This is a genomic window from Variovorax sp. GW821-FHT06D12 (assembly GCF_059419205.1).
This window is the reverse complement of the sequence record NZ_JBWKRI010000006.1, coordinates 230,337-257,135: the sequence shown is the minus strand read 5'-3', so window position 1 is coordinate 257,135 and position 26,799 is coordinate 230,337. Positions and strand designations below refer to the sequence as shown.

Annotated in this window: 22 protein-coding genes; 8 read left to right on the top strand and 14 right to left on the bottom strand. The window is 69.0% G+C overall.

What is annotated here, in order from left to right; genetic code table 11:
• Nucleotides 1-105 precede the first annotated feature (105 nt).
• The gene (locus AC07SQ_RS20150; RefSeq protein ID WP_495272641.1) at nucleotides 106-1,179 is read left to right on the top strand and encodes a pirin family protein; all 1,074 of its coding nucleotides are present in this window, start codon (nucleotides 106-108) and stop codon (nucleotides 1,177-1,179) included.
• A 30-nt stretch (nucleotides 1,180-1,209) separates the two neighbouring features.
• Here AC07SQ_RS20150 and AC07SQ_RS20145 read toward each other — a convergent pair whose 3' ends face one another.
• A complete protein-coding gene (locus AC07SQ_RS20145; RefSeq protein WP_062473524.1) occupies nucleotides 1,210-1,500 on the bottom strand; it encodes a YciI family protein in 291 nt (96 codons plus the stop codon).
• 208 nt (nucleotides 1,501-1,708) lie between these two features.
• Between AC07SQ_RS20145 and AC07SQ_RS20140 the strand changes: the two genes are divergently transcribed.
• The 3 genes from AC07SQ_RS20140 to AC07SQ_RS20130 all read left to right on the top strand — a co-directional run bounded on the left by AC07SQ_RS20140 (nucleotide 1,709) and on the right by AC07SQ_RS20130 (nucleotide 3,314).
• Nucleotides 1,709-2,017, top strand: coding sequence for a putative quinol monooxygenase (locus AC07SQ_RS20140; protein WP_495272640.1), 309 nt, complete (start codon nucleotides 1,709-1,711; stop codon nucleotides 2,015-2,017).
• Nucleotides 2,018-2,111: 94 nt separating this feature from the next.
• Nucleotides 2,112-2,702: a hypothetical protein gene (locus AC07SQ_RS20135; RefSeq protein ID WP_492745593.1), complete on the top strand. Its 591-nt coding sequence runs from the start codon at nucleotides 2,112-2,114 to the stop codon at nucleotides 2,700-2,702.
• 15 nt (nucleotides 2,703-2,717) lie between these two features.
• Nucleotides 2,718-3,314 (top strand): hypothetical protein, encoded by a 597-nt coding sequence (locus tag AC07SQ_RS20130; protein ID WP_495272639.1) that lies wholly within the window; start codon nucleotides 2,718-2,720, stop codon nucleotides 3,312-3,314.
• Nucleotides 3,315-3,332: 18 nt separating this feature from the next.
• Here the strand turns inward: AC07SQ_RS20130 and AC07SQ_RS20125 are convergent, their stop codons facing one another.
• The 3 genes from AC07SQ_RS20125 to AC07SQ_RS20115 form a co-directional block, all read right to left on the bottom strand.
• Nucleotides 3,333-3,932, bottom strand: a complete 600-nt coding sequence (locus AC07SQ_RS20125) for a hypothetical protein (RefSeq protein WP_083259363.1) — start codon at nucleotides 3,930-3,932, stop codon at nucleotides 3,333-3,335.
• A gap of 111 nt (nucleotides 3,933-4,043) precedes the next feature.
• A complete protein-coding gene (gene gap, locus AC07SQ_RS20120; RefSeq protein ID WP_056575024.1) occupies nucleotides 4,044-5,045 on the bottom strand; it encodes a type I glyceraldehyde-3-phosphate dehydrogenase in 1,002 nt (333 codons plus the stop codon).
• A gap of 63 nt (nucleotides 5,046-5,108) precedes the next feature.
• Nucleotides 5,109-7,214, bottom strand: a complete 2,106-nt coding sequence (locus tag AC07SQ_RS20115; protein WP_495272638.1) for a transketolase family protein — start codon at nucleotides 7,212-7,214, stop codon at nucleotides 5,109-5,111.
• A 149-nt stretch (nucleotides 7,215-7,363) separates the two neighbouring features.
• Between AC07SQ_RS20115 and AC07SQ_RS20110 the strand changes: the two genes are divergently transcribed.
• The 4 genes from AC07SQ_RS20110 to AC07SQ_RS20095 are packed head-to-tail and all read left to right on the top strand — an operon-like array spanning nucleotide 7,364 to nucleotide 10,835.
• Entirely contained in the window at nucleotides 7,364-7,753 is a 390-nt protein-coding gene (locus AC07SQ_RS20110; RefSeq protein ID WP_495272637.1) for an S-adenosylmethionine decarboxylase family protein, read from the top strand.
• Between the two features lie 14 nt (nucleotides 7,754-7,767).
• Complete coding sequence (locus AC07SQ_RS20105) at nucleotides 7,768-8,496, top strand: nucleotidyltransferase family protein (protein WP_495272636.1); 729 nt, start codon at nucleotides 7,768-7,770, stop codon at nucleotides 8,494-8,496.
• On the top strand, nucleotides 8,493-9,431 hold the full coding sequence (locus AC07SQ_RS20100) for a hypothetical protein (protein ID WP_495272635.1): 939 nt from the start codon (nucleotides 8,493-8,495) through the stop codon (nucleotides 9,429-9,431). The genes AC07SQ_RS20105 and AC07SQ_RS20100 overlap by 4 nt, the downstream gene beginning before the upstream one ends.
• A gap of 12 nt (nucleotides 9,432-9,443) precedes the next feature.
• On the top strand, nucleotides 9,444-10,835 hold the full coding sequence (locus tag AC07SQ_RS20095) for an aminopeptidase P N-terminal domain-containing protein (RefSeq protein WP_495272634.1): 1,392 nt from the start codon (nucleotides 9,444-9,446) through the stop codon (nucleotides 10,833-10,835).
• Between the two features lie 7 nt (nucleotides 10,836-10,842).
• On the opposite strand, the gene AC07SQ_RS20090 is transcribed toward AC07SQ_RS20095, so the two are convergent.
• From AC07SQ_RS20090 to AC07SQ_RS20045, 10 genes are all read right to left on the bottom strand, one after another.
• The gene (locus tag AC07SQ_RS20090; RefSeq protein ID WP_307582388.1) at nucleotides 10,843-11,190 is read right to left on the bottom strand and encodes a DUF3325 domain-containing protein; all 348 of its coding nucleotides are present in this window, start codon (nucleotides 11,188-11,190) and stop codon (nucleotides 10,843-10,845) included.
• A complete protein-coding gene (locus tag AC07SQ_RS20085; protein WP_495272633.1) occupies nucleotides 11,190-12,839 on the bottom strand; it encodes a PepSY-associated TM helix domain-containing protein in 1,650 nt (549 codons plus the stop codon). Before AC07SQ_RS20085 ends, AC07SQ_RS20090 begins: the two co-directional genes overlap by 1 nt.
• On the bottom strand, nucleotides 12,836-13,144 hold the full coding sequence (locus AC07SQ_RS20080) for a DUF3649 domain-containing protein (RefSeq protein WP_495272632.1): 309 nt from the start codon (nucleotides 13,142-13,144) through the stop codon (nucleotides 12,836-12,838). The genes AC07SQ_RS20085 and AC07SQ_RS20080 overlap by 4 nt, the downstream gene beginning before the upstream one ends.
• Before the next feature lie 156 nt (nucleotides 13,145-13,300).
• Nucleotides 13,301-14,653, bottom strand: coding sequence for an esterase-like activity of phytase family protein (locus AC07SQ_RS20075; RefSeq protein ID WP_495272631.1), 1,353 nt, complete (start codon nucleotides 14,651-14,653; stop codon nucleotides 13,301-13,303).
• Between the two features lie 75 nt (nucleotides 14,654-14,728).
• The gene (gene pbpC / locus AC07SQ_RS20070; RefSeq protein ID WP_495272630.1) at nucleotides 14,729-17,050 is read right to left on the bottom strand and encodes a penicillin-binding protein 1C; all 2,322 of its coding nucleotides are present in this window, start codon (nucleotides 17,048-17,050) and stop codon (nucleotides 14,729-14,731) included.
• A 21-nt stretch (nucleotides 17,051-17,071) separates the two neighbouring features.
• Complete coding sequence (locus AC07SQ_RS20065) at nucleotides 17,072-23,080, bottom strand: alpha-2-macroglobulin (RefSeq protein ID WP_495272629.1); 6,009 nt, start codon at nucleotides 23,078-23,080, stop codon at nucleotides 17,072-17,074.
• Between the two features lie 121 nt (nucleotides 23,081-23,201).
• Nucleotides 23,202-23,678: a DUF2269 family protein gene (locus AC07SQ_RS20060; RefSeq protein ID WP_495272628.1), complete on the bottom strand. Its 477-nt coding sequence runs from the start codon at nucleotides 23,676-23,678 to the stop codon at nucleotides 23,202-23,204.
• A complete protein-coding gene (locus AC07SQ_RS20055; protein WP_495272627.1) occupies nucleotides 23,675-24,061 on the bottom strand; it encodes a DoxX-like family protein in 387 nt (128 codons plus the stop codon). The genes AC07SQ_RS20060 and AC07SQ_RS20055 overlap by 4 nt, the downstream gene beginning before the upstream one ends.
• A complete protein-coding gene (locus tag AC07SQ_RS20050) occupies nucleotides 24,058-25,176 on the bottom strand; it encodes a saccharopine dehydrogenase family protein (RefSeq protein WP_495272626.1) in 1,119 nt (372 codons plus the stop codon). The genes AC07SQ_RS20055 and AC07SQ_RS20050 overlap by 4 nt, the downstream gene beginning before the upstream one ends.
• Nucleotides 25,173-26,783 (bottom strand): FAD-dependent oxidoreductase, encoded by a 1,611-nt coding sequence (locus AC07SQ_RS20045; RefSeq protein WP_495272625.1) that lies wholly within the window; start codon nucleotides 26,781-26,783, stop codon nucleotides 25,173-25,175. Before AC07SQ_RS20045 ends, AC07SQ_RS20050 begins: the two co-directional genes overlap by 4 nt.
• Between the last annotated feature and the right edge of the window lie 16 nt (nucleotides 26,784-26,799).

Below are 26,799 nucleotides of genomic sequence, written 5' to 3'. Positions count from 1 at the left end.
ATCGTTGCGCGGAAGGCACCTACCGAAAGGCGGCGGCGCCCCGATATTCCTGGTTCCGGCACGGCCCGCATGGCGGCCGTGCCTGCCTCACCAAGGAATACCGACATGTCCGACAGCAACGACAACCACAGCGCGTCTCCCATCGTCCAGGTCCAGCCGCTCGGCTTCCCGTGGCAGACGCTCGACCCCTTCCTGTTCTGCGTCTACCACGACGACGCGTACCCGAAGGGCAACGGCCGCATGGGCCCCGAGGCCTCGCTGGCCGGCCGCCAGATCGGCCAGGACTTCAGCCGCAAGGACGGCTGGAGCATGTACCACGGCGAGACGGTGCCGGGCTTTCCCTCGCACCCGCACCGCGGCTTCGAGACGGTGACCATCGTGCGCAAGGGCCTGGTCGACCACTCCGACTCGCTGGGCGCCACGGCGCGCTTCGGCGGCGGCGACGTGCAGTGGCTCACGGCCGGCAAGGGCATCGTGCATTCGGAGATGTTCCCGCTGCTGGACGCCGGCGCGCCCAATCCGCTGGAGCTGTTCCAGATCTGGCTCAACCTGCCGGCGAAGAACAAGATGGCCGAGCCGCACTTCACGATGTTCTGGTCGGAGGCGATTCCGCGCTTCGCCTCGGACGACGCGCAGGGCGGCCGCACCGAGGTGGCGGTGATCGCCGGGCGCTTCGGCGGCGATGACGCGCAGGCCCAGGCGGCCATCGACCCGCTCGCGCCGCCGCCCGATTCGTGGGCCGCGCAGGCGGGCGCCGACCTGGCGATCTGGACGCTGCGCATGACGCCCGGCGCGCGCTGGACGGTGCCGCCCGCCACCGGCGAGGGCACGCGGCGCATGCTGTACTTCTTCAAGGGCGCCACCGCGCAGGTGGCGGGGCGGCGCGTGGACGGACCGGCGGCCATCGAGCTGCGCGCCGACGCGGCCGTGGAACTGTGCAACGGCCCCGAGGGCGACGGCGAGTTCCTGCTGCTGCAGGGCCGCCCGATCGGCGAGCCGGTGGCGCAGTACGGCCCCTTCGTGATGAACACGCAGGCCGAGATCGCCCAGACGATGGCCGACTACCGCCGCACGCAGTTCGGCGGCTGGCCCTGGGCCGACCCGGCGCCGGTGCATGGCGCCGAGGCCGCGCGCTTTGCGCGGCACCCCAACGGGCGCGAGGAAGTGCCGGGAGCCTGATCTACATCGGCTTCCGGGGCTGCGCGGTTCTCAGTAGCCGCGCAGCACCTCGACGCTCAGCGCGGTCATGCTCGGGATGAACTCGATCACGTCGGTGCGCGCGACGCCGCCCTGCACGAAGGGGTCGCGCGCCAGCACCGCCTCGAGCCCCTCGCGGTCGCCCGAGCGCGCGAGGATCACGCCGCCCTTGCGCGGCACCTGGCGCCCCGAGGCCACGAACAGGCCGCTGGCGTAGTGCTTCTTGAGCCAGGTGACATGCGCATCCATCAGAGCGTCGAGTTCCTCGAGCGGGCGGATGTAGGTCAGGGTGACGATGAACATGGCAAAGGCAGGTCGATGCGGAAGATGACCCGATCCTATGACCTCGCCACGACCGTGGCGGGGCGAGAGTGTGTCTCGCGGGTAACTGTCGCATGCGGCGTGTGCATGCCGGCCTTGTCGCCCACCGGACCTGCGCACCGGCGTGCGATCTCGTAGATTCGGTCGCTGCATTCCTCAGTTCATGTCACTTCACCGGAGACCCTGTTCCATGATCCAAGTCGTTGCCGTCATCACCGCCAAGCCCGGCCAGCGCGCCCTTCTGCTCGAAGCCTTCAAGGCCAACCGCGCCACCGTGCTGGCCGAAGAGGGCTGCATCGAGTACGCGGCCACGATCGACGCGCAGGGCATTCCGCCGTCGAAGGCCAGCTTCGGGCCCGACACCTTCGTGGTGATCGAGAAGTGGGCCTCGCTGCCGGCCCTGCAGGCGCACGCGGTCGCGCCGCACATGGCGGCCTTCAGCGCGCAGACCAAAGAGCTCACCGAGAGCAAGCGCATCCACGTGCTCGAACCCATCTGACCCGGCTGCGCCGCCGTAGCCTTCGCGCGCGGCGCGATGCCTGCTACCCTCGCGCCGGGGAGAAGAAGACATCTCGGACGAGGGGGTTCAAGACATGGCGATCGTCTCCAGACCGCAGGGCGTGCGCTGGCGCACTGGCGCGCTCCTGCTGGCGGCACTGGCCACGGGCTGCGCACAGCTCGGCGCGCCGCCCTATGCCGCCGACTACGAGGCGCTCGACCGGCTCGAGGCGCACAACCCCGGCAAGGTCGCGGTGGCCAAGGTGCAACCCACCGACCCCAACGACAAGATCAACACCCTGGGCCTGCGCCGCGCCAGGCTCGTGTCGCCCAGCGGCACCTTCGCCCAGTACCTCGAAGACGCGCTGATGCGCGACCTGGGCGAGATCTCCGTCTACGACCCCAAGGCGCCGACGCGCATCGCAGCGCGCATCCTCGTCAATGAACTCGACCTGGGCGTGATCAACGGCTCGGGCCGCATGGACGTCGAAGTCACCGTCACGCGCAACGCCGCGCAGACGCTGCGCAAGACCTACCGCGGCGAGATCGCCTTCGATTCGAGCTACGCCAACATCGTGGCCGTGCCCGCCGGACAGGCCGCGTACCCGCGGCTGGTGCGGGCGCTGCTGCGGCAGGTGTATGCCGATCCGCAATTCGTCGCGGCCATCGCGCCGCCTGCGCAGTAAGGCCGGGAACGCACCATGACGCTTCTTTCTTCCCTGACGCCCCGGCTGGCCGCCGCACTGGCAACCGCCGTGCTGCTGGCGGGCTGCGCCCACCCGATCACGATGATCACCGAGACCGCACCGCCCCGGTCGGCCGCCCACCTCATCCCCAAGAAGGTGGCCTACGTGATGACCGACGCGCAGCGCGATCTGCAGGTGACCACCGCCGGCGGCAGCGGCGACCGCGTGAGCTACTACCCGTACCGCGACCTCGAAAAATCGATCCGCGACGCGCTGCGCGCGGTCTACCGCAACGTGGTCGTGCTGCGCACCGCCAGCGATGCCAAGGCCAACGAGGCGGCGGGCGTGTCGCTGGTGTTCACGCCGCAGATCAAGACCGATTCGAGCTCGTCCTCGTGGATCACCTGGCCGCCCACCGCCTTCACGGCCGAGGTGGCCTGCGTGGTGACCGACACCGCGGGCGCCGAAGTCACGCGCGTGCGCGCGGTCGGCAACGGCACGGCGGAGTTCGGCGAGTTCAACGGCGACTACGGCCTGGCCGCCCGGCGCGCGGCCACGCGGATGACGGCGCAGCTCAGCAGCGAGATTCGGCGCAACGAGAAGCTGCGCTGAAGCTTTCGCAGACGGACGTCAGTCCAGACGCTGGTTGATCACACGCGCCACGAAGTTTTCCAGCGAGACCCGGATCGCCTTTTCAGTGGCTTTCCCAAGGGCCTCTGCACCCACAGGGCATTGGCCATCGAGCGACTCCTGGCCAAAGCCGCGCACCGTGGTCGTCGCGAGTTCCCGTCCATCGGCAGAAACTGCCGTGGTCTTGATGGAGATCTCGACGCTCGCATCCGCGGTGGGAACGAAGAAGCCCGGCTGGAACCGCAGGCGCGGGTTGAAGTCATCGAGGGCAAAGGTGTAGAGCACGCCATCGCGGCCCGCTTCCGAAGCTGTCGAAATCGGCACCACCGATGAGTGCGCCCCCGAGACCGTACGCACGATGGACGTCTTGATGGCTGGGCCCAGTGCCACCGGGAAGTTGTGCGGACCGCAGATGTGGCCCGGCTTGACGGTTTTCTCGAGCGTCGCCAGATCACTCGACACAGCGACATACGCCTTGCTCGACTGGACCCGGTCACGGCGGACCTCGTAAGCCGCCGACGTGCTCCCGACTTCCGCCCGGTGAGCGCAGCCCACGATCAACAGGGCACCCGCGCAGATACCAGCCAGTCTTGCAATCACGTGCTTCTCCTCGTAATGAATTGTTATTTGATTCTAGGAGGCGCAGGAGCGCACCTCGCGCAGCCAATAAAAAACGCGCCCTCGGGCGCGTTTCTTTTGGCGTCTGGCGTCTTACTTCGACACGACCTTCACCATCTCCAGGCACTTGTTCGAGTAGCCCCATTCGTTGTCGTACCAGCTCACGAGCTTCACGAAGGTGCCGTCGAGCGCGATGCCGGCTTCGGCGTCGAAGATCGAGGTGCGCGGATCGCCGCGGAAGTCGGTGGCGACGACCTTGTCTTCGGTGTAGCCCAGCACGCCCTTCAGTGCGCCTTCGCTCTGTGCCTTCATTTCGGCGCAGATCTCGGCGTAGGTGGCGTCCTTGACGAGTTCGACGGTCAGGTCGACCACCGACACGTCGGAGGTCGGCACGCGGAAGCTCATGCCGGTGAGCTTCTTGTTGAGCTCGGGGATCACCACGCCCACGGCCTTGGCGGCGCCGGTGCTCGAGGGAATGATGTTTTCCAGGATGCCGCGGCCGCCGCGCCAGTCCTTGTTGCTCGGGCCGTCCACGGTCTTCTGCGTGGCGGTGGCGGCGTGCACGGTGGTCATCAGGCCGCGCTTGATGCCCCACTTGTCGTTCAGCACCTTGGCCAGCGGGGCCAGGCAGTTGGTGGTGCAGCTGGCGTTGCTGATGATGGCTTCGCCGGCGTACTTCTTGTCGTTCACGCCGTAGACGAACATGGGGGTGTCGTCCTTCGAGGGAGCCGACAGGATCACCTTCTTGGCGCCCGCGTCGATGTGCTTCTGCGCGGTTTCCTTCGTGAGGAAGAGGCCGGTCGACTCGAGCACGATGTCGGCGCCGACTTCGTTCCACTTGAGCTGCGACGGGTCGCGCTCCTGCGTCAGGCGGATCTTCTTGCCGTTGACGATCAGCGTGTTGCCTTCGACCGTGACTTCACCCTTGAAGCGGCCATGCACCGAGTCGTACTGGAGCATGTAAGCCAGGTATTCCGGCTCGAGCAAGTCGTTGATGGCAACGATTTCGATGTCGTTCTTGAAGTTCTGCACGGCTGCGCGCAGCACGTTGCGACCGATGCGGCCGAAGCCGTTGATACCGAGTTTGATAGCCATCTGACTTGCTCCTAAGGTTGAAAAACTTTTGATCGGACGGGAAGAGGACGAACCGCGCGACGCTCAGTCGCGCAGGGCCGCTTCCACGGTGGCGGCCACGTTCTCCGCCGTGAAACCGAAGTGCTTGAACAGCACGGGCGCGGGGGCCGACTCGCCGTAGCTGTCGATGCCGACCACGGCCGCGCAGCCGTACTTCCACCAGCCATCGGTGCAGCCCATTTCGACCGCGACGCGCGGGATCTTCTTGGGCAGCACGGCCTTCTTGTAGGCCAGGTCCTGGCGGTCGAAAGTGGTGGTCGAGGGCATCGACACCACGCGCACGGCGATCTTCTTGTCGGCCAGCAGCTTCTGGGCGGCCAGCGCGAGCTGCACTTCGGAGCCGGTGGCGATGATGACGGCCGCCGTCTTCTTGTTCTTGAGGCCGACGTTCTCGGGCTCGGACAGCACATAGGCGCCGCGGCTGATGTCGCCCAGGTCGCTCTTGGCGGCGTAGGCGATGTTCTGGCGGCTCAGCAGCAGGGCGGTCGGGCGCGACTGGTTCTGCAGCGCCACGGCCCAGGCCACGGCGGTTTCGGCCGTGTCGCCCGGACGCCAGACGTCCAGGTTGGGAATGAGGCGCAGCGAGGCGGCGTGCTCGATCGACTGGTGCGTCGGGCCGTCTTCGCCCAGGCCGATGGAGTCGTGCGTGAACACGTGCACCACGCGGCGCTTCATGAGCGCGGCCATGCGGATGGCGTTGCGGCTGTAGTCGCTGAAGGTGAGGAAGGTGCCGCCGTAGGGGATGTAGCCGCCGTGCAGCGCCACGCCGTTCATGATGGCGGCCATGCCGAATTCGCGCACGCCGTAGTTGATGTGGCGGCCGATCTCGCCGTGCGGCGGTTCGACGGCATCGCCCTGTGCAGCTTCGTCCTCGCCGCCTTGGGGCACCACCGGTGCGGGGGGCGCGTTCAGCACGACGGCGCCGGTCTTGGCGTCGAAGCGCAGCGCGGCAGTGCTCTTGGTGTTGGTGAGGTTGGAGCCCGTGAGGTCGGCGCTGCCGCCGAGCATTTCGGGCAGCGCGGCCGTGAAGGCTTCCAGCGCGAGCTGGCTGGCCTTGCGGCTGGCCACGGTTTCGCCCTTGGTGTGGGCGGCGACCACGGTGTCGAACGCGACCTGGTGGAAGTTCTTGGGCAGCTCGCCCTTCATGCGGCGCGTGAACTCGGCGGCGAGTTCGGGGTACGCGGCCGTGTAGGCGGCGAAGGTGTCGTTCCAGGCGGCTTCGGTCTTGGCGCCTTCGGCCTTGTGGTCCCAGTCGGCGTACACCTCGGCCGGGATTTCGAAGGCGGGGTAGGGCCAGCCGATGGCTTCGCGCGTGAGCTTGATTTCTTCGGCGCCCAGCGCCTCGCCGTGCGCCTTGGCGGTGCCGGCGCGGTTCGGGCTGCCCTTGCCGATGGTGGTCTTGCAGACGATCAGCGTGGGCTTGGTGGCTTCCTTCTTGGCCTTGGCGATGGCCTTGGCCACTTCCTTGGCGTCGTTGCCGTCGATCGGGCCGACGACGTTCCAGCCGTAGCCCTTGAAGCGTTCTTCGGTGTTGTCGATGAACCAGGGCTTGACCTGGCCGTCGATGCTGATGCCGTTGTCGTCGTACAGGGCGATCAGCTTGTTCAGGTGCCAGGCGCCAGCGAGGGCGCAGGCTTCGTGGCTGATGCCTTCCATCATGCAACCGTCGCCAAGGAAGGCGTAGGTGTGGTGGTCGACGATGGACAGGTCCTTGCGGTTGAACTCGGCGGCCAGCAGCTTCTCGGCCAGCGCGAAGCCCACGGCATTGGTGATGCCCTGGCCCAGCGGGCCGGTGGTGGTCTCGACGCCGGGGGTGACGTCGACTTCGGGGTGGCCGGCGGTCTTGCTGTGCAGCTGGCGGAAGTTCTTGATCTCGGCCAGGGGCAGGTCGTAGCCCGTGAGGTGCAGCACCGCGTAGATCAGCATCGAGGCGTGGCCGTTGGACAGCACGAAGCGGTCGCGGTCGAACCAGTGCGGGTTGGCGGGGTTGTAGCGCAGGTGCTCGCCCCACAGGGCGACGGCCATGTCGGCCATGCCCATCGGTGCGCCCGGATGTCCGGAATTGGCTTGTTGAACGGCATCCATTGCCAGCGCGCGGATCGCGTTGGCCATCAGGGCTTGGTTTGCCATGGGCAGTGGGCTTTCGGGGGAAAAGGGTGGGTGGGGGATACGGGAGAACCCGAGATTTTACCGGGCGAGCCGCGCCCGGCCTCGATACAGGGCCAACACCCCACTGATGCTCTCTTGTGTCGCAGGCCCGGCTGCTAGAGTTGCCCCCCATGCAAGGGCTGCACCTCACCGCCGATCTCCACGACTGCCAATGTGGCCTCCAATGGCTCACCGACGGGCGCGCGCTCGGCGAGGTCTGCGCCAAGGCCGTGGCCGCCGCCGGGCTGCAGGCCGTCGGCAAGCTGGTCCACGGTTTCCCGGCCACGCCGCAGGGGCCGGGCGGCGTGACGGCCACGCTGCTGCTGGCCGAATCGCACCTGTGCATCCACACCTGGCCCGAGCAGCGCGGCGTGACGCTCGATGTGTACGTCTGCAACTTCGGCGCCGACCACTCGGCCAAGGCGCATGCGCTGATGGCGTGCCTGGTGGCGCTGTTCCAGCCCGGCCACAGCGAACGCAACGAGCTGCAACGCGGCCGTGTGGCCAGGTCGGTGCGGTGATGGCGGTGCGCGCGATGATCCTGGCCGCCGGCCGCGGCGAACGCATGCGGCCGCTGACCGACGCCACGCCCAAGCCCCTGCTCGAAGTGCGCGGCAAGCCGCTGATGCAGTGGCCGATGGAAGCGCTGGCCGACGGCGGCTTCACCGAGCTGGTGGTCAACACCGACTGGCTCGGCGCGCAGGTTGCCGCCCGGTTCGGCGCGCGCCCTGTGCTGAATGGGCATGGCGCGCTGTCCATCGCCTATTCCGACGAAGGCCGCGACTTCGGCGGCGCGCTCGAAACGGCCGGCGGCATCGTGCGCGCGCTGCCGCTGCTGGGCGAGGTGTTCTGGGTCGCGGCGGGCGACGTGTTCGCACCCGGCTTTCGCTTCACCCAGGCCGCCGTCGACCGCTTCCTGGCCAGCGGCAAGCTCGCCCACCTGTGGCTGGTGCCGAACCCGGCGCACAACCTCAAGGGCGACTTCGGCCTCTCGGCCGACGGGCTCGCGCTGAACCAGGCGGCCGAGAAGTACACCTTCTCGACCATCGGCCTGTACCGCGCCGCGCTGTTCGCGCCGCCGTACTGCGACATCCCGGCTGGCAATCCGGACGGCATCAAGGCCCCGCTGGCACCGATCCTGCGCGCCGCGATGGACAACCAGCAGGTGAGCGCCGAGCTCTACACCGGCGACTGGACCGACGTGGGCACGCCGCAGCGCCTGCAGCAACTCAACGCCGGGGTCGCGCCGGCAGCGGGCGCATGACGCTCGCGCCGCTGCCCGACGCCCTGCGCCTGCTGCCGCAGCGCCTGCAGGACCTGGCCCTGGCCACCGCCGCCGAACGCAACGACGGCGCGCCCGAAGACCCGCTGACCGTGCCGCTCTACGTGAGCGACTTCACGCGCCTGAGCCTCGCGCCCATGCGCCAGGGCTGGCACGTCGAGTACTTCGGCGACACCTGGGGCGACGCCTTCGACGAAACCCTGGCCTGCCTGAGCCGGCAGGACGTGGCCGACTGCATCACCTCGCTGTCGTTCAACGGCCCCGACAGCGGCGCCAACGGCTCGCGCGAATGGATGTTCACGCCGCTGCTCGAGAGCCCGGTGATGTTTCCCCGCCTGCGCTCGCTGTTCATCAAGCCGACGCAGCCCGAGGACCACAACCAGTCGCTCGTCTGCATCAGCGACGGCATCCTCGAGGAAGGCGGCGACATCGCGCGCTGGGTGCGCAAGACGCCGCACCTGAGCGAACTGACGGTGCCGAACGCGCCGAACGCCGACTTCTTCGCCGTGCCGCTGCCGCAACTGACCAGCCTGTGCGTCGGCGCCCATTTCGCCACGCAGCACTTCATCCGCCACCTGGCCGCCGCAACGCAGCTGCCGGGCCTCAGGCTGCTGGATTTTTCCGAATCCACCGAGCAGCAGATGGCGTGGCCGGCCGACCGGACGCCCGGCGGCATCACGGCCTTCGAAGACTACGAGGCCTTGCTGCACAGCCCCGTGGGCGCGCAGCTGCGCGTGCTGAGGCTGCGCAACACCTGCCTCGACCTGGCCCAGCTGCAGCAGCTGCAGGGCGTGCGGCAGCGGCTGCAATTCATGGTCATCCAGTCAACGATCGGCGGCTACGTCAGCCACTTTGCACAGGATGTGTTCCCATGGCGGCATCTGGTACCCGCGGACCCCGGACTTGCACCGTATTGAAAGTGAAATCCCATGCTCAATGACACCACGATCTACGCCGAGCGCCGCGCGCGCCTCGCCTCGCAACTGGGCAAGGACGGCATCGCCATCGTTCCCACCGCGCCCGAGCGCCAGCGCAACCGCGACAGCGACTTCCTGTTCCGCCACGACAGCTACTTCTACTACCTGACCGGCTTCACCGAGCCCAACGCCTGGCTGGTGCTGGCGGGCGACGGCCGCGCCACGCTGTTCTGCGCGCCGAAAGACCTGGAGCGCGAGATCTGGGACGGCTACCGCCTCGGCCCCGACGCCGCCCCCGCCGCGCTGGGCGTGGACGAGGCCTTCTCGGTGAACGACCTCGACGCCAAGCTGCCGAAGCTGCTCGAGAACCGCTCGACCGTGTGGTTCCCCTTCGCCACCCACAAGGGCCTGGAAACCCGCATCGACGGCTGGCTGCAGTCGGTGCGCGCGCGCGTGCGCTACGGCGCGCTGTGCCCCGAGGAGCAGCGCGACCTGTGCGGCCCGCTCGACGAGATGCGCCTCGTGAAGGACGCGCACGAGCAGGACATCATGCGCCGCGCCGCGCAGATCAGCGCCCGCGCCCACATCCGCGCGATGCAGCTGTCGGCGCGCATGCTTCGCGAGGGCAAGGACGTGCGCGAGTACCACCTCGACGCCGAGCTGCTGCACGAGTTCCGCCTGGGCGGCTCGCAGTACCCGGCCTACGGTTCCATCGTCGCGGCCGGCGCCAATGCCTGCGTGCTGCACTACCGCGCCGACGCCGCGCCCGTGCGCAAGGGCGAGCTGGTGCTGATCGACGCCGGCTGCGAGCTCGACGGCTACGCCAGCGACATCACCCGCACCTTCCCGGCCGATGGCAAATTCAGCGGCCCGCAGCGCGCGCTGTACGACCTGGTGCTGGCCAGCCAGGACGCCTCGGCCGCCGCCACCAAGGCCGGCAACCGCTTCAACGACCCGCACGACGCGGCCGTGAAGGTGCTGGCGCAGGGCATGCTCGACCTGGGCCTGCTCGACGGCAACAAGGTCGGCGGCGTCGACGACGTGATCGACTCGCGTGCCTACTTCCAGTTCTACATGCACCGCACCGGCCACTGGCTGGGCATGGACGTGCACGACTGCGGCAGTTATGTCGAACCCACGCAGGTGGGCGAGGTGAGCGAGCGCAAGGACCCGCTGTCCAACGAACTCATCAAGAACCGTCCGAGCCGCATCCTGCACCCGGGCATGGTGCTGACGCTGGAGCCCGGCATCTACGTGCGGCCTGGCGAGGGCGTGCCCGAGAAATTCCACAACATCGGCATCCGCATCGAGGACGACGCGATCGTCACGGCCACGGGCTGTGAACTGATTTCGCGGGGGGTGCCGGTGAAGGCGGATGAGATCGAGGCGTTGATGCGCGCCTGAGCGCGGATCAGCCGGGCAGCGCGCAGAACAGCGCCTGCCCGATCGCGAGCACCGCCGCGCCCATGGCAATGCGCGGAAAGCGGTGCGGCAAGCCACTCAACAGCCCCACCGTCGCCAGCGCCGCCGCGGTCAGCGCCCCGAGCCACAGCACCCACCCCACCGACCCGCCCGCCGCCTCCAGGCTGGCCCACAGCGACAGGCACAGCAGCGCCGTGCCCCCGAGCTGCAGCCATCGGCGCCAGGCGCCCGGCGTGTGGCCGCGGCCGAAGACGTCTTCGCTGTGGCGGTCCATCGCGAGGCTCAGCGCGCAGAAGCCGGCCAGCGAGGCGGCGAACACCAACCCGAGCAGCGGCATCACGACCCCTGGCCCGAGGCAGCGAGCTCGGTCTGCGGCGGCTTGACGGCTTTCTTCGGCGCAATCAGCGCCTTGCGGCGCTTGCGCTCCACCAGCCAGGTCGCACCCGCCAACCCCAGGCCGAGCGCGATCGCCACGAGGTCGAAGCCCGCCACCGAACTCGGGCCGCTGCGCAGGCTCACGGTGAGCGGCGCGGGGCCGGTGAAGGCATTGAGCACCGGCAGCAATGCGAACAGCAGCGCGCCGAGCGCAAGCTGCGCCTGCCACATGCGCAGGGTCGGGCGCAGCAGCCCCAGCACGGCGGTGGCGCCCCAGACGATGAAGAACCAGCGGATCTCGGCCTCGTTGCGGCCGGCCACGTCGACCGGCAGCAGGCGGTTGGCCCAGAAGAAGGCGGCCATCGCCACGGGCAAGCCCGCGATCGCGCCGAGGTTCAGGCCGTCGACGAGCCGCAGGCCGACGCCGATGCGTCCGCCCTGCTTGAGGGTCTTGGCGTATTTCTGGCGCTCCTTCACGGCCCACAGCAAGAGGCCCGTCGCCACCATCAGGCAGCCCGCCAGGCCCGACACGAAGAACAGCGCGCGCAGCAGCGGATCGGCAAAACGGCCGATGTGCAGCCCGTAGAGCACGCCGCGCGTCTCGGCCGCAGCCTTGGGCACGTCGCCGAAGCTGCCGATGAGTGCGCCGGTCGTGCCGTTGAACTGCATGCTGGGCTGGTCGTACGACAGGTGACGGCCTTCGGCCCGCGTGAGCGAGACCACGGCGTTGGCGTCGTTGGGCTGGTGCACCACGATGCGGCCCACGGGCGCGCCGTCCCAGTGGGCCGTGGCCTGCGCCACCATGGGCGCGAGGGGCGCCAGCGCGGCCTTCGTGCCCGAGGCCTTGATCTGCGTGCGCACGCCGCCCGGGAAGGCCTCGGCGAAGAAGGTGTCGTTGCCGCCGTGCGCCTTGTAGGCCACCTGCGGGCCCCACGGCATGTACATGAACATCAGCGTGACCAGCCCTGTGTAGGTGATCATGGCGTGGTACGGCAGCGCGAGCACGGCGGTGACGTTGTGCGCGTCGAGCCAGCTGCGCTGGCCCTTCTTCGGGCGGAAGGTGAAGAAGTCCTTGAAGATGCGCTTGTGCGTGACGATGCCGCTGACGATGGCCACGAGCATGAACATCGCGCAGAAGCCGACGATCCAGCGCGCCCAGAGCGCGGGCATGTAGTGCAGGTCGAAGTGCAGGCGGTAGAAGAACTCGCCGCCGCGCGTCTCGCGCGGCGCGGTGATCGCCTGGCCCGTGGCCGGATCGAGCATGGCGCGATCGAAGCTGCGGCGCCGGTCCACGGGCGGCGAGCCGGGTGGCGGCGGCGGCTTGGCCCACAGCAGGCTCACGCCGGGCTCGCGCTCGGTGGGCAGGGTGATGAACCAGCGCGTGGCATCGGGCGCGTGGCGCTGCATGAAACCCAGCGCGTTGTCGGCGGCCACCGGCTGCGGCACCGTGCCAGGCGTCACGGCATGCAGCTCCGGCTTCATCCAGAAGGTGATCTCGTCCTTGAAGTACGAGGCCGTGCCGGCCGCGAACACCATGAAGAGCACCCAGCCGACCAGCAGACCCGACCAGGTGTGCAGCCAGGCCATCGACTGACGGAATCCTTCCTTCATGCGGCACCTCCGCCGCCCTGGGTCCACAGCAGCAACAGCAGGCCCTGCAGGGCCGCCGCGATGGCGAGGCCGGTCCAGGCGCGCCACGCCGAGCGCGCGGCGAAGACCCACATCACGGCCACGACGTAGACGAGGAAGGAGGCCAGCGTGCCGGTCAACGCGGCTTCGCTGCGCGCCATGCCGAAGAGGGCGGGCAGGCCCAGCGCGAGCACGGCGGCCGACAGCGCAGCCACGCCGTAGCCGCCCGCGATGGCAGCGACGGCCCGCGACGCGACGCCCATCCGGTAGCGGAGGCCGGCGCTCACGACGGGCGCCGGACGACGTGCGAGGTCGTTCGGAAATTCATGGGACAGAGGGAGAGAGGAAACCTGGAGAATGAGAATCATACTCATCTTCTCGGTTTTTCTCGCCCCCGCCCATCCCGCGAGCGGGGCCTTGAAAGGCGCGCGCCGCCGTACGCCTTACTTCGCCTGCAGCAGCGCGCCGGCTTCGAGCAGCACCAGCTCGTTGTCGTCCGCCTTGTTCGGCTCGCGGCTGCTGGAGAACGGCAGGTTGTTGTCGTTGCCGACGACGATGTGGGTGGCGTCGACCACGTCGACGTTCTCGATCGTGAAGAACGGGAACTTGAGCACGCCGTCGTTCAGCGGCTTGCGCGCGAGCTTGTTCGGGTCGGCGATGTTCAGCAGGTCGATGTAGCCGATCTTGCGCACCGCGCCGCCCACGTTCGCGTCGCTCAGCTCGACCTTGTAGACGCGCTTGAACTTCGCGATGTCATGGAAGCAGTCGGCGCGCTTCTGGCCTTCGGGGCAGGCCTTGTCGCTCGTGCCTTCGCCGTTGTCGCGCTCGATGATGAGGCCGGTGGTGCCGTCGATCATGTTGAAGTCGCCGATGGCGTGGCCGTTCGCTTCGAGTGGGTACTTCCAGTGGCGGCCCGTCCACTTTTCGGTTGCGACGTCGAACTCCAGCACGCGCAGCGCTTCCTTGCCGTCGACCTTCTCGTAGTCCTTGGCCTCGGCGTTCCACACCGGGCCTTCGAGCAGCGCATAGAGCTTGCTGCCGTCCTTGGACGACGCCATGCCTTCGAAGCCCTTGGAGCGCTTGATCTGGAAATCGACAGCGCCGCCCGGTGCGCCCGGCGTGGTGACCGCGGGGTGATCGGGCGAGCGCACGGCCTTGCCGTCGACCTGCGTATCGAACACCGCGAGCACCTTGCCCTTCAGGTCGGCCTTGATCAGGAAGGGGCCGAACTCCTCGCCGATCCACAGCGCGCCGCCGGCGAACTGGAAGCTCTCGGGATCGAAGTCCGAACCCGTCAGGTAGCGCTGCTTCGTGCCTTCGTGAACGATGCGGAACGGCACCTTCTTGTCGGGGTCGTGCAGGAAGATGGTGTTGATGCGATTGAACTTGCCGCTCTTGAAGTCCACCTTGTAGTGGTTCAGGTAGAGCATGAAGTCGGGCGAGTTGGCCTTCGCGCCGGCGCCGTTGTCGGTGAGGATCCAGAACGAGCCGTCGTCCATCTTCTTGATGCCCGAGTGGCCCTGCAGCGGTTGGCCCTTGAAGGGCACCGAGACGCCAGTGCCGCGGCCGGCCGAGAGGCCTTCGACGGTGCCCAGCGCCTCGACGCGCTTGCCCGAGGTGAACTTGCCGCTGACCTGCAGGTCGGCGGGCGCGTCTTTCGGTGCGGCAACGAAGCTCTGCGCGGGCAGCACGGCGTGGCCGGCGAGCGTGGCAGGGAAGGCGGTCTGTGCGGCCGCGCCACCGCAGGCGAGTGCGGTGGCCAGGGCGATGAAGGAGAGGGAGGCGAGACGCGTCATGGGCAGAAGAAAGGTTTCAGTCGAAACGCGAGACCATGCCGATTGCGCGTGACGGCGCCGTGACATCCACCGGCTTCAAGGTGCGATGTCCACCGTCACTTCGCGCGACTCGGCGCGGCCTTGGTCATCGACCGCGCGCAGCACATAGCGCCGGCCTGAATCGGCCATGTCGGGCATCCACGTGATGCCTTCGCCGGGCGCGGCCTTGCCGACCAGTGCGTCATCGGCAAACCAGTAGATCGTCTGCGTGCCCGCCGCCGCTTCGGCGCGCAGCACGAGCGGCTCGGGCTTCTTCACGCGCAGCGTGTGCCGCACGCCGCGCAAGGGCGAGGTGATGAGCGGCGCCGTCTCCGAAGCCTCGCCCTTCTCGCAGCCGTCGGTCGGCAGGCTCGCACGCGGCAGGCCCGCCTGGCGGAACAGCCGGCGCATGTCGCTGCCCCATTGCTCGACCACCTGCTGGCGCGCATTGGGTTGCGGCCCGCACACCACCTTGCCGGTGGTTTCATCGACCCACACGGCGCGGTGCAGGTTGCTCACCTGGATCGGCGACTTGCCGGCGATGAACCATGTCGTGGTGCGCACCGGGCACAGCGCATCGGGCAGCCCGCCCGTCGCGGTGCACACCTCGACCTGGCGCAGGTCGGGCGGCTGGCGCGTCGCGATCTCGCCGGGATCGAGCCGCTCGGCACGCAGCGCATCGACCATGCGCAGGAACAGCGGCGCGGCCGCATCGACGCCCACGAGCGCAGGGTTGCTGGTGCCATCGAAGTTGCCGACCCACACCACCAGCACATGGCGGCCGAACACGCCCGCGGTCCACGCATCGCGAAAGCCCCACGACGTGCCCGTCTTCCATGCGATGACAGGGCGCGCGGGCAGCGTGGTGTCGGGGCGCGGCGTGTGGCGCAGCATGTCCAGCGTGATGAACGAGGCCTCTTCGCTCAAGAGGCGCAGCGGCTGCACCGGCCGCTCGTCGGGCGCGGGCTGCGTGTAGCGCAGCGGCTGCGAGATGCCGCCGTTGGCCAGCGTGGCGTAGAGGCCCGCGAGCTCCTCGGGCGTGACTTCGCCGCCGCCCAGCACCAGCGCAAGGCCGTAGTGCGATTCGCTCTGCAGCTTCTGCACGCCCGCGAGCCGCATGAAGTCATAGAGTCCCGGCTTCGACAGCTTCGCGGCGACCGCCACCGCGGGGATGTTGCGGCTGCGGATCAGCGCCTCCTGCGCGGGCAGCGGGCCGGCGAAGCGGTGGTCGAAGTTCTCGGGTGTGTAGGGGCCGAAGGAGGTGGGTGCGTCCTTCAGCATCGTCTTCGGATGCAGCAAGCCCTGGTCGAGCGCGAGTGCGTAAATGAAGGGCTTGAGCGTGGACCCCGGCGAGCGCTTGGCCTGCGTGCCGTTGACCTGCCCCGCGATGGCGTCGTTGTGCCAGTCGGCCGAACCGATCAGCGCGCGCACCTGCATGGTCGAGGCATCGAGCAGCAGCGCGCTCGCGTTGGTCATGCCGACGTCGGCATGCGTGCGCAGATACTGGCCCATCACGCGTTCGAGCGTGGCTTGCATGCGCAGGTCGATGGTGGTGCGAACTTCCTGCACACCGCGCTCCTGCGCGAGCAGCATGTCGGTGGCGTGCGGCGCGAGAAAGGGAAGGCTGCCGCGCGACTGCGCGGAGAGCGCGAGCTGCGCATCGGGCGCATGCTGCTTCGCGGTCGGATCGCGCTCGGCCCACAGCGCCCACAGGCGTTCGCGTGCCGACTGCAGCTCGACATTGCGGCCGCGCTCGGCGATGCGCTTGACGGGGTTCTGCGGAATCACCGCGAGCGTCAGCGCCTCGGGCAGGCTGAGCTTGGCGGCGTCCTTGCGGAAGTAGATGAGGCTTGCGGCCTGCACGCCTTCGATGTTGCCGCCGTAGGGCGCGGTGTTGAGGTACGCCTCGAGGATCTCGCGCTTGCTGAAGCGCGCCTCGAGCCAGAGCGCCGCGCCGATCTGCGCGATCTTGCCCATGGCCGTGCGGCTGTCGATGCCGTAGACGCGCCGCGCCAGCTGCATCGTGAGCGTCGAGCCGCCCTGCCTGCGCTCGCCGCTGGCGATGCGCCACGCACTGCGCACGAGCGCGGCGGGGTTGACGCCGGGGTGCGCGTAGAAGCGGCGGTCTTCGTACAGCAGCACCGCATCGACCAGCGTCGGCGAGATGCGGTCGAGCGGCACCCAGAGGCGGTATTGCTCGTCGCTTGCGAGCGTGAGGCGCAACAGCTCGCCGCCTTGCGCGTACACGGCGCGCGAGCTGCCGACGGTTTCGCTGAGCGGGGCGTGCGGCCACAGGCGCAGCAGTGCGAGCAGGACGACAACCGCCAGCGCCCACAGCGCTGGCTTGCGCAGCCTTCCCAACTTCACGCTGAAGCGCATGACGGCCTCCGCTGCCTGGCGTCAGTTCGCGACGACCTGGAAGCGCGCACCGGCCGAGCGCGAATACACGCGCCGGTCGTACATCGCCTCGCCATACGCCGCAGGCACCACGAAGTCGCCGACATTGGTCGCCCGCGCCTTGTAGGTCACTTCGAGCAGGTTCTTGTCGACGGCGCCGTAGAACACCACGCGGTCTTCGCGGATGTCGGCGTACTGCACCTTCCACGAACCGCCGCCGCCGAGGCGCTTCTTCCAGATCGGCGCATCGGCATTGGCTTCCTGGTCGTCGCCCACGGCCTGCAGCACCGGCTCCAGGCCGCCGGGCAGCAGGTCGACCAGCGCCACGTCGTTGAGCTGTGCGCGCTCCAGGCTGCGCACGCGCACCCGCACGGTGACCTCTTCGCCGAGCTTGGCCTTGGTGATCGGGTTGCCCTTGGCATCGAGCACTTCATGGAAGATCTCCAGGCCCTGGTTCACCGGCGTGGTGGGCACGTTGCGCTCGAAGCCCTGTTCGGCCCAGCTGTAGTACAGGTTGAAGTCGCTGTCGTTCGACAGCTTGAGCTTGGCCGTGCCAACAGGCACCGCGGCGCGCGTGATCGGGTTCACCGAGCCCAGCGCGAGTGCCGCGGCTTGCCCTTGTGCATTGACGCTCTGCGCCGTGAGCTTGCCCTCGGCGTTCTGCGCCACCGCTTCGAAGTACGCATCGACCGCAAGCAGCATCGAGGCCGACGACAGGCTGTTGTACCAGCCGTCGCGCACCATCGCGCCCATGCCTTCCCACACGTCGGGCTTCAGCGTCTTCAGGCGCGAAGGGAAGTGGCGGCCCACCAGGTGCAGCGTCATGCTGTCGTGCACCAGCGGGTCGTAGTACGCGCCCCACACGTTGCGGCGCTGCTTCTTCTCGGTGCGCGCGAGCAGGTCGGACCACACCGGGTTGAGCAGCTCGTTGGCCACTTGCTCCTGCTTCACGAGCTGGTAGCTCGCGGCGAGGTACACGGCGCCCAGGTCGTCGCTCCAGCCTTGCGTCTGCTTGTTGCGCCAGGCTTCGCGCAGGTTGGCCAAGGCGGCCGGCGCGATGATGCCCTGGCGCGTGAGCAGGTAGGCCGCCTGCGTGCGCTGGCGCCAGCCGTCGAGCGAGGTGTCGCCGCTGCCGAGCCAGCCCTGCAGGTACGTGTTCGCCTTCTGCAGCAGGTCTTGCGGCACGGGCAGCTTGTGGTCCTTGGCTTCGATGAGCAGGTGCACCGCGTAGAGCGTGGCGAAGGCATCGGTGCCCGCGCCGGGCCACAGCGAGAAGCCGCCATCGGCCGTCTGCCGTGCGCGCAGTTGCACGAGGTAGCGCTCGAAGGTCTTGCGCGCCTCGGGCATCGGGCCCTGCTCGGGCGTGCGGCCGCGCGCCATTTCCTTCACCAGCTCGGGTCGGCCCGACAGCAGCACGGCCGGGAAGGTCTGGCTCGTGATCTGCTCGGTGCAGCCGTGCGGGTACACCTCCAGGTACTGCATGAGGCCGGTCGCGAAGGCCCACGGCGCGGCGGACACCGCGACATCGCTCTTGCGGAAGTTCGGGTACAGGTCGGCCTTGCTGCTCAGCTCGCCCGCGCGCTGGAAGCTGCCCGCCTGCACCAGCGTGACGAACGGCGATGCGGGCCGCACGCTCACTTCGGTCGACAGGCGCGCGCTGAAGGTCTTGTGCGTCGAGGTGAACACCAGCGCCGACGAACCCAGCACCGCCTGCTCGCCCGGCTTGGCGCGCACATTGAACCTGGTGCTCGCTTCGCCGCGCTCGTTGACCTTGAGCGTCTGCGTCGCATCGCCCACCACTTCGAGTCCGCCCGAGGCGGTGAGCGTGAGCGCAATGGGCACGTCCTTGCCCGAACCCACGATGTTGTTCGCGAGGCCCACGCCCACTTCGACCGTGTCGCCGGGCGCCATCGCGAGCGGTGCGTTCGGCAGTATCACCATGTCGCCGCGCACCACGGTGCGGGTGCTCTTGGCGGCGGTGGTCTCATCGTTCACCGCGACGGCCATCACGCGCAGGCTGCCGTTGAAGCTCTCGGGCACGGTGTAGCTGAACTCGCGGCTGCCGTTCACATCGACGAGACCCGACCAGTACGCCACCGGCTTGTCGCGCTTGCGCTTGAACGGATTCAGGTGCTTGCCGAGCTCGCCTTCACCATCACCGCCGGGCGCGGCACCCTGCATGAGCTTCTTGAATTCCGGCAGGATCAGGTCGAGCGTCTGCAAGGTGCCCACCTCGAGCGCCCGCTTCTGGAAGAAGTGCTTGAGCGGATCGGGCGTCTTGTAGCGCGCCACCTGCAGGATGCCTTCGTCCACCGCGAACAGCACGGCGCGCGTGGGCTTGTCGCTGGTGAGCTTCATCTTCACCGTCTGGCCGGGCTTCACGAGTTCGCTGCTGGTGAGCTGCAGGTTGGCGGTGCGCTTGGCGAGGCTGGTGGCGAAAGGAATGACGCCGTACGACAGCGGGCTCATGTAGACCTCGTCCGAGGCCGGGTCGCGCACGAAGTGCACGTTGATGTAGCCGGTGCCCTCGAAGTCCTTGGGCAGCACGATCTTCTGCACCGAGGCGGTCTTGTCGGTCTTGAACCATGCGTGGGCGTAGACCTTGTCGCGCTCGATGGTGATGAGGCCGGCGCCCACGTACGGCGCGCGGATGCTCACCTCGATCTCCTGGCCCGGCTCGTAGTCCTTGCGGTCGAGCGTGAGCTGCAGTTCGGCGTTGCGGTCCAGCGAGCGCGAGACGTTCGCGTTGCCCGCCACGCTGTACTCGACGCGGTTGAGCTCCAGCCCGCCGGCATTGCGCACGACGTAGGCAAAGTTGCCGGGCGTGGAGGTGTTGAGCGCGATGGTGTTGCCGGCCGCGACGATGGCCAAGGGCTTCTCGTCGATCACGATTTCCTTCTTGCGCGACTCGTAGCGGTACAGGCCGTTGTCCTGCTTCACGAGCACCGACAGCACCTTGCGCTCCACGCGCTCGATCTTCAGCGCGTCCACGGCGGTCTTCTTCGCCTGCGGGTCGATCGCGATCACGGTGGCATTGCGCGCGGCGCCCTTGCTCACGTAGCTGGTGTCGCCATCGACCTTCACGCCCACGAGGTAGGGCATGTCGCTCACCAGCGTCTGCGCCTCGGCCGAGACGCTGCGCCCGCCTTCGGGCTCGAAGGCCTTGGCGAGCACGTGCACCTGGTACGTCGCTGCATCGAAGCGCGAGAGGCGCAGGTCGAACTCGGCCTTGCCTTCGGCACTGGTCTGCACGCTGCCCAGGTCGTCGACCTGCTTCTCGGTGGCGCGCTGCGGATCGAAGAAGGCGTAGTCGGCGAATGCGCGGAACACCGGGAAGGCCGGGCTCAGCGTGAGCGTGCCTTCGACCTTGCGGTCGGGCGCGGGCGTGCCGAAGAGGTTCTGCACGTCGATGAGCGCCTTCAGGTCCTTGGGCTTGACCCAGCCTTCGGCCACTTCGCTGCTGAGCTTGGCGACGACCTTGGTGCGGTCGGGCAGGAACTCCTGCACCTTCACCGTCGTGCTGCCGATGAGCAGGCCCTGCACCTCGGGGTTGCCGGGCGAGGATTCGCGCGGCAGGTAGAGGTTGACGGTGTAGTTGCCGGTGGGCGAGGTGTCCTGCGTGGTGTGGGCGATTTCCGCCGCGCCGCCGGGGCCGAGCTTGAGCTTCTCGCGGCGCACGCTGAGGCCGCGCGCGTCGATGATCTCGGCCTCGAGCGGCAGGTCGCGCAGCGACGTGGCCCAGTTGCCGGCCTTGACCATCATCGCGATGTGCATGGTGTCGCCCGGGCGGTAGATGCCGCGGTCGCTGAACACGTAGGCGGTCATCTGGTTCGGCACGCCGGCCGCGCGCAGGCCGCCGACGTCGAAGCGCGAGATATCGAGCGTGCGGTCGCTGCGGTTGAAGGGCAGGAAGCTCAGGTCGCCGTCCTTGCGCACCACCAGCACCACGGGCGCTTTCTCGCGCTGGTAGCCCGCGAGGTTGGGCAGCTTGGCGGCGCCCGTGGCGTCGGTGGACTGCGACGCGACGATCATGCCGTTGCGGCCCCACACCTCGACCAGCGCACCGGCCACGGGCTGGCCGTTGGCGATGCTCTGCACGAACACGTCGCGCGTGCCGTCGAGCGACTTCTTGGCGACGATGCCCAGGTCGGTGACGAGCACCAGGCGCTGGTCCTTCTGGTCTTCGGGGTTGCCGCTTTCGGGGTCGCCTTCGCCTTCCGAGGGCTGTTCTTCCTGTTGCTCCTCTTCGGGCTGCGCCTGCGTGGCATCGCCTTCGGCCTTCTTCTTGGCCTTGGGGTCGTAGCCCTGCACCTTGAGCAGGAACACGCCACGGCGGTCGGCCACGTCGCTGCGCAGGTACTGCGCGAAGTCGACGGTCTCGTAGTGCGCCTTGCCGGCGGGAATGCTGAGCGGAATTTCCTTCTGGAAGCGATCGACGAGGTTGTCCGACTGCAGGCCGCTGTTGAACTGCGGATGCGCGAAGTCGCCGTTGGTCTGCGTGACCAGGTGCTGCAGCTGCTGCGGCAGCAGGCGTCCGATTTCCAGGCGGATGCCGGGCAGGTCGCGCACGAGGATCGGCAGCTTGCGTTCACCGGAAAGTGCGAGCAGCGAGCCCTGGCTCATGATGGTGAGCTCGGGCGCGAAGGTTTTGAGCAATCGAACGTCTTGCCGCGCCGCGCCGAGCTGGTAGCCGCCCGGTGTCTTGAGGCCCTTGGCCACGCGCACCAGCAGGTAGCGGCCGCCTTCGGCTTGCGGGAGGCGGAAGCTGACCATCTCGGTCACTTCGCGCTCGCTGGCGATGGGCTGCAGGTTGATCTTCTTCGCGCGACGCAGCACCGCGTCGGTGACCTTCGAGGGGTCGGCAGACCAGTCGAATTTTTCTTCGGGGTCACCCTTGGCTTCTTCCGTGGCGGGCAGCAGCCAGGCCTGCACCACGCGCGCCATTTCGCGCTCGTGCACCGGCATCGAGGCGGTGACGTGCATCACATGCTCGGGCTCGCCGTTTTCGCCCGTGACGATGGTGGGGTCGATGCTCGAGATGTCGAGGCTGAAAAGGCCGGGGATGTCGACCGCGCGCGAGAGGTCGCTGCGCTGGCCGGGGCCGCCCTTCTGCGCGACCGCGCCGGAGGTGAGGCTGAGCACCACGGGGCGCGTCTTCTCGGGAATGGGCAGCGGCTCGGACTGGAGGGTGGCGGTGAGGCGCAGCTTGTCGTAGCTGACGGTGAACTTCTCGCTCGCGCACTTGCCCACGCTGAAGATCGAGGTGCCGCAGGCCTGGTCATAGGTCAGCACCAGGCGCTTTTCGAACTCTGCCGTGTTCACGGGGTGCGAGAAGCGCACCTGGAAGAGCGCGCGCCGCACGTTGGCCTGCACCGGGTCCTGGTAGAACTCCGCGCCCGCGATGCGCGCGCTGAATTCGGGCGAGGTGAACTCGTACTTGCGCTGCTCGATCTCGATGTGCGGTGCGAGCGCGTCCTTCGCCAGCTGCACCTTGTAGGGCTGGCCGACCGGCCAGTCCTGCGCGGGCAGGAATTCGAGCTTCTTCTGGCTGCTCCACGACCAGCGCCCGGCGATGGCGGGCTCGATGCTGACGCCGGTCGCCTCCTGGCCGATGCGCGCGATCGGCGCGACCGAGGCGGAGAAGTTGATGACGACCGGGTTGGGCCCCTTGTCGTTTTCGATCTGCGTGCGCGGCGGCGGCACGATCTGCGCGGTGGAAACGACGGGCTCGACGCGATCGGGCGTGAGGCCGTGCCACCACTTCAGCACCTGCGGGCTCGCGAACCAGCCGGCCAGCACCAGCAGCGCCAGCACCACCACCCAGGCCAGCCGTTGCTGCAGCCACTGCAGCCCGAAGAGAAGAAAGGCGCCCACGATGCGCAGCCACCCCGGGGGTCGCCAGGAACCGATGAGTCCGCGTGCCAGCGGACGCAGGAACCCGAGCACACGGCCCAGCCCGGTGAAGAGCACGTCGCTCAGCGACGCGAGTTTTCGATTGGCAACTTGAAGCATGGACGCTCCCCCGATGTTTTTGTTGGCGCCTGACAGTCTCTGCCCGGTCTGTGAAGCCATGGCGCTGTGTGTGAAGTCTGCGTGAAAACCGCACAGGGCCCGCGCACCGGCCCGGTTCAGATCAAAACGGAATCGCGGGCTTGTTCACCATCAACCAGAACACGACGGCCATGGCCACGAAGGCCGGGTAGCCCAGCAGCTCCCAGTAGCGCTGGTAGCGCAGATACAGCGACGGCAGCGCGGTGCCCTCGCGATGCGCCTGCCCCGCCAGGGCCGCCATGCGGATCTGCAGCCACACCACCGGCAGCCAGCACGCGCCCGCGAACGCGAACAGCCCCAGCGACAGCGCCAGCCACGGCGTCGACAGCGGCCAGCCCGCCAGGTGCGCCAGCGCGAAGCCGGTGAGCGGCTGCAGGATGACGGTGGGCGTGGTGAACCACCAGTCGGCCCGCACCACCAGCCGGCTCACCACCGCCTGCGCCGGCACGCTGCCGCTGCGGTTGGCAAAGAACATGTAGAAGGCCGAGCCCAGCCCCGTGCCGACCATCAGCACGCTGGAGACGATGTGCAGCCACTTGAGGACGAGGTAGGTGTTCATGGCGTGGCGCGTCGATGCAGGTGCCAGAGCAGCGCGGCAATGGGCAGGTTCTTGAGCAGCGGGCCCAGCGGGTGCAGCCACAGGTCCGGCTGCAGCACGGTCGCCACGAGCGTCATGGCGAGCATCAACGCGAAGGCGGCCAAGTAGACGGTGCGGCCGGGTCGCAGCCACAGCGCCAGGCCGATCGCAAGATCGGCCGCCGCGCCGCCGACGATCAGCGCCTGCACCAGCCACGGCGGCGAGGCGATGCCTGCGTCGGCCAGCACGCGCCAGCTCTGGCCGTCGAGTTCGACGATGCTGGCGACGGCGGTGAAGAGCCAGACGGCGATGAGGCTCAGGCGCAGCAGGCGGTCGTCGCCGTCGGCAGCAGCAGGGCGCGTCATGGCGTGGGCGCCCCTTCGTCGATCACATCCGTCACCATGCCCCAGCGCGCGAACTCGGGGTCGAACTCGGGCAGCGTGAGCAGGCCGGCGCAGGCGTGCGCGCCCACCGGCAACGCCTCGCCGCGCGCGAGCCGGCGCGCCAGCAGGATGGCGGCCATGCAGGGAATCTCGGGGCCGTGGTTGTCGTCGGCCGCGATGTGCCAGGCGCGGCGCGCGATGGCGCCGTGCGCATCGGTGCCTTCGACGCGCACCACCATGCCGCCCAGCGCGGTGCCGAACGCATCGAACACGCCGCCCGTCGCGTGCAGCAGCGGCGCCAGCTTCTGCGGTGCGCGCAGCAGGCCTGCGCGGCGCAGGAAGGCCAGGAAGGCGAAGGCGTGCTGGGTCAGGCCGACTTCGAGTGCGGCGCGGAACATGACCGACTGCACGCCGGCGTAGCACGCCGGAAAGAGTTCGAGATCGGGGATGTCGCACAAGGCGCCGCGACGCGGCTTCATACGCGCGAACTGCACCTTCGCGGGATGCGCCCAGCCAGGCTGCTCGGTCCACCGGCCGCCCTGCCAGACGCGGATCGGCGCGCCGCAGTAGGCCAGCACGCCCGCGAGCGTGGCTTCGCCGCGCGGCGCGCCCTGTGCCGGCGCGATGCAGATGTCGATGCTGCGGATGCCTTGCCAGCCGGCGGCGAGGTGATCGACCACCGCCGACGACAGCGCGGGCACGGTGCTGGCGCCTGTCACGGCGGTGCGGCCCGCGCTGCGGAAGGCGGCGTCCATCGCGGCGGGAAAGTCGCAGACGAAGCGCCGGCCGTCGGCCAGGTCGATGTAGTGCGCGCCGGCGGCTGCCACGGCCTGCGGCACGCGGTAGTCCTGGCCCTGGAACGGGCCGGCGGTGTGGATGACGAGGTCGACGTCCAGGAAGCCCAGGCCCTGCGCGAGGTCGGGCGACTGCGCATCGACACGCACACCGCGTGCACTGCCGCCCAGCGACTGCGCAAAGGCCGTGGCCCCCTCGAGGTCGCGCCCGCCGACCCACAGCTCGATGCCCGGGTCCTGCGCGAGCGCGCGGCTGATGCGCGCGCCGAAGTTGCCGTAGCCGCCGAGCACCAGCGTCTTCATGCGCCGCTGGCTCCGGCGATGTGGCCGCGTGTGAAGGCTTCCTCGAAGATCGAATAGCCCGACCAGTCCGCGTGCGCGAACGACAGCCGGCCCGCGGCCACGCGGTCGCCGTGCGCGCCGATCTGCGCGAGCAGCCCGGGCCGCGGGATCGACATGGCGTGTCCGTAACGCGTGATCTCGACGCGCGTGGCGAGCGCGGGCAGGTCGGGGTGCGGCACCGACAGCTCGGCCAGCAGTTCGTCGCGCCATGCGGTCCACGGACGCTCGAGCAGCAGCTGGCGGCCGTCGCCGGTGTCGTAGCCGCTCGGGCCCAGCGGGCGGTACCAGCTGAGCACGGTGCCGCGCGGCGTGGGGTCGAGCGTCTGGTGGCGCGCATCGACATACCCGAGGCCGCGCGTGCCGTAGATCACGTTGTCCCAGCTCGGCGCGGCGCCGATGCGGTCGGCCAGCGGACCGCGCAGGTGCACGTTGGCGACCAGCCAGGGCGCGTAGCGCACATGCGCGGCGGCGCTGGTCAACAGCGACGGCGGGTTCTCGACCACGCGCGCGGCGATGAAGACGGGCAGCGCGACGATGCAGCGCTCGGCCTGCCAGCGCACCATCGATTTCGACGCGGCATCCCACGCATCGACCTCGACACCCGCGCGCCCTTCGGCGATGCGCGTGACGACCTGGCCGGTGCGCAGGCGCGCGCCCAGCGGTGCGGCCAGCTGCTTCGTGAGCCAGCCGTTGCCTTCGGGCCAGGTGAGTACGCCGTCGCGATCGGGGTTGGTGTCGTTGACGCTCCCACTCGCATCACCGGGCGCATGGAAGCCGTGGCGGCTCGCGAAGTAGTGGATGCCGGCCCAGGCCGACACCTGCGCGATGCCGGCGCCGTAGTCGTCGCGGCAGCAGTAGTCGAGGTACCAGCGCAGGTGGGCGTCGTCGAAGCCTTCGCGGTCGAGCCAGCCCGCGAAGGGCAGGGCGTCGAGCGCGAGCAGTTCGGGCGTGACGGCGAAGCGCAGCGTGGGAATGGCGAAGTGGGCGGCGTGCTGCAGCGCGTCGATGCGCTGCGCGAAGCGGCGGTACTGCGCCTGCGTGCCGGCGCCCACGTCGTGCACGGGCAGCAGCCCGTCCTGCCATTCGCCGCGAAAGAACAGGCGTTCCTGCGGGCTGTGGCAGAGGTGGCGCTCGTCATACGTCCAGCGGCCCGCCACGCGGCGGCGCAGGCCGAGTTCTTCGAGCAGGTCCTGCACCTCGTGCGCGTCGTCGCCGGGCGTGGGCAGGTAGTGCGCGCCGAGCGGGCAGGCGATGCCGCCGACCACGCCGCCGCGCGCGTTGCCGCCGGCGGTGTCTTCGAGTTCGAGCAGCGCGAAGTCGTCGATGCCCGCGAGGCGCAGCGCACGTGCGGCCGCCAAGCCGGCAACGCCGCCGCCAGCGATGACGACGCGGGTGCGCTTGACGGTGGCCGGGGCCTGCGACTTGAGCGTGCCGTCGCGCATCGCGTGGCCGCGCGCGACATCGATGCCGGTGAAGCCGCCTTCGATGACCGGCGGTGGCGCCTCGCAGCCGGCCAGCGCCAGGGCGCCTGCACCGGCAGCGACGCCAAGAAAGCCACGACGCCTCATGGCACACGGTTCCTTC

Coding starts and splice junctions, on each gene's coding strand:
- AC07SQ_RS20065 (WP_495272629.1), bottom strand. CDS start 23,080: ATGCTTCAAGTTGCCAATCGAAAACTCGCGTCGCTGAGCGACGTGCTC.
- AC07SQ_RS20110 (WP_495272637.1), top strand. CDS start 7,364: ATGCAAGGGCTGCACCTCACCGCCGATCTCCACGACTGCCAATGTGGC.
- AC07SQ_RS20105 (WP_495272636.1), top strand. CDS start 7,768: ATGATCCTGGCCGCCGGCCGCGGCGAACGCATGCGGCCGCTGACCGAC.
- AC07SQ_RS20135 (WP_492745593.1), top strand. CDS start 2,112: ATGGCGATCGTCTCCAGACCGCAGGGCGTGCGCTGGCGCACTGGCGCG.
- AC07SQ_RS20045 (WP_495272625.1), bottom strand. CDS start 26,783: ATGAGGCGTCGTGGCTTTCTTGGCGTCGCTGCCGGTGCAGGCGCCCTG.
- AC07SQ_RS20085 (WP_495272633.1), bottom strand. CDS start 12,839: ATGAAGGAAGGATTCCGTCAGTCGATGGCCTGGCTGCACACCTGGTCG.
- AC07SQ_RS20145 (WP_062473524.1), bottom strand. CDS start 1,500: ATGTTCATCGTCACCCTGACCTACATCCGCCCGCTCGAGGAACTCGAC.
- AC07SQ_RS20055 (WP_495272627.1), bottom strand. CDS start 24,061: ATGACGCGCCCTGCTGCTGCCGACGGCGACGACCGCCTGCTGCGCCTG.
- gap (WP_056575024.1), bottom strand. CDS start 5,045: ATGGCTATCAAACTCGGTATCAACGGCTTCGGCCGCATCGGTCGCAAC.
- AC07SQ_RS20075 (WP_495272631.1), bottom strand. CDS start 14,653: ATGACGCGTCTCGCCTCCCTCTCCTTCATCGCCCTGGCCACCGCACTC.
- AC07SQ_RS20100 (WP_495272635.1), top strand. CDS start 8,493: ATGACGCTCGCGCCGCTGCCCGACGCCCTGCGCCTGCTGCCGCAGCGC.
- pbpC (WP_495272630.1), bottom strand. CDS start 17,050: ATGCGCTTCAGCGTGAAGTTGGGAAGGCTGCGCAAGCCAGCGCTGTGG.
- AC07SQ_RS20095 (WP_495272634.1), top strand. CDS start 9,444: ATGCTCAATGACACCACGATCTACGCCGAGCGCCGCGCGCGCCTCGCC.
- AC07SQ_RS20060 (WP_495272628.1), bottom strand. CDS start 23,678: ATGAACACCTACCTCGTCCTCAAGTGGCTGCACATCGTCTCCAGCGTG.
- AC07SQ_RS20050 (WP_495272626.1), bottom strand. CDS start 25,176: ATGAAGACGCTGGTGCTCGGCGGCTACGGCAACTTCGGCGCGCGCATC.
- AC07SQ_RS20130 (WP_495272639.1), top strand. CDS start 2,718: ATGACGCTTCTTTCTTCCCTGACGCCCCGGCTGGCCGCCGCACTGGCA.
- AC07SQ_RS20090 (WP_307582388.1), bottom strand. CDS start 11,190: ATGCCGCTGCTCGGGTTGGTGTTCGCCGCCTCGCTGGCCGGCTTCTGC.
- AC07SQ_RS20140 (WP_495272640.1), top strand. CDS start 1,709: ATGATCCAAGTCGTTGCCGTCATCACCGCCAAGCCCGGCCAGCGCGCC.
- AC07SQ_RS20115 (WP_495272638.1), bottom strand. CDS start 7,214: ATGGCAAACCAAGCCCTGATGGCCAACGCGATCCGCGCGCTGGCAATG.
- AC07SQ_RS20150 (WP_495272641.1), top strand. CDS start 106: ATGTCCGACAGCAACGACAACCACAGCGCGTCTCCCATCGTCCAGGTC.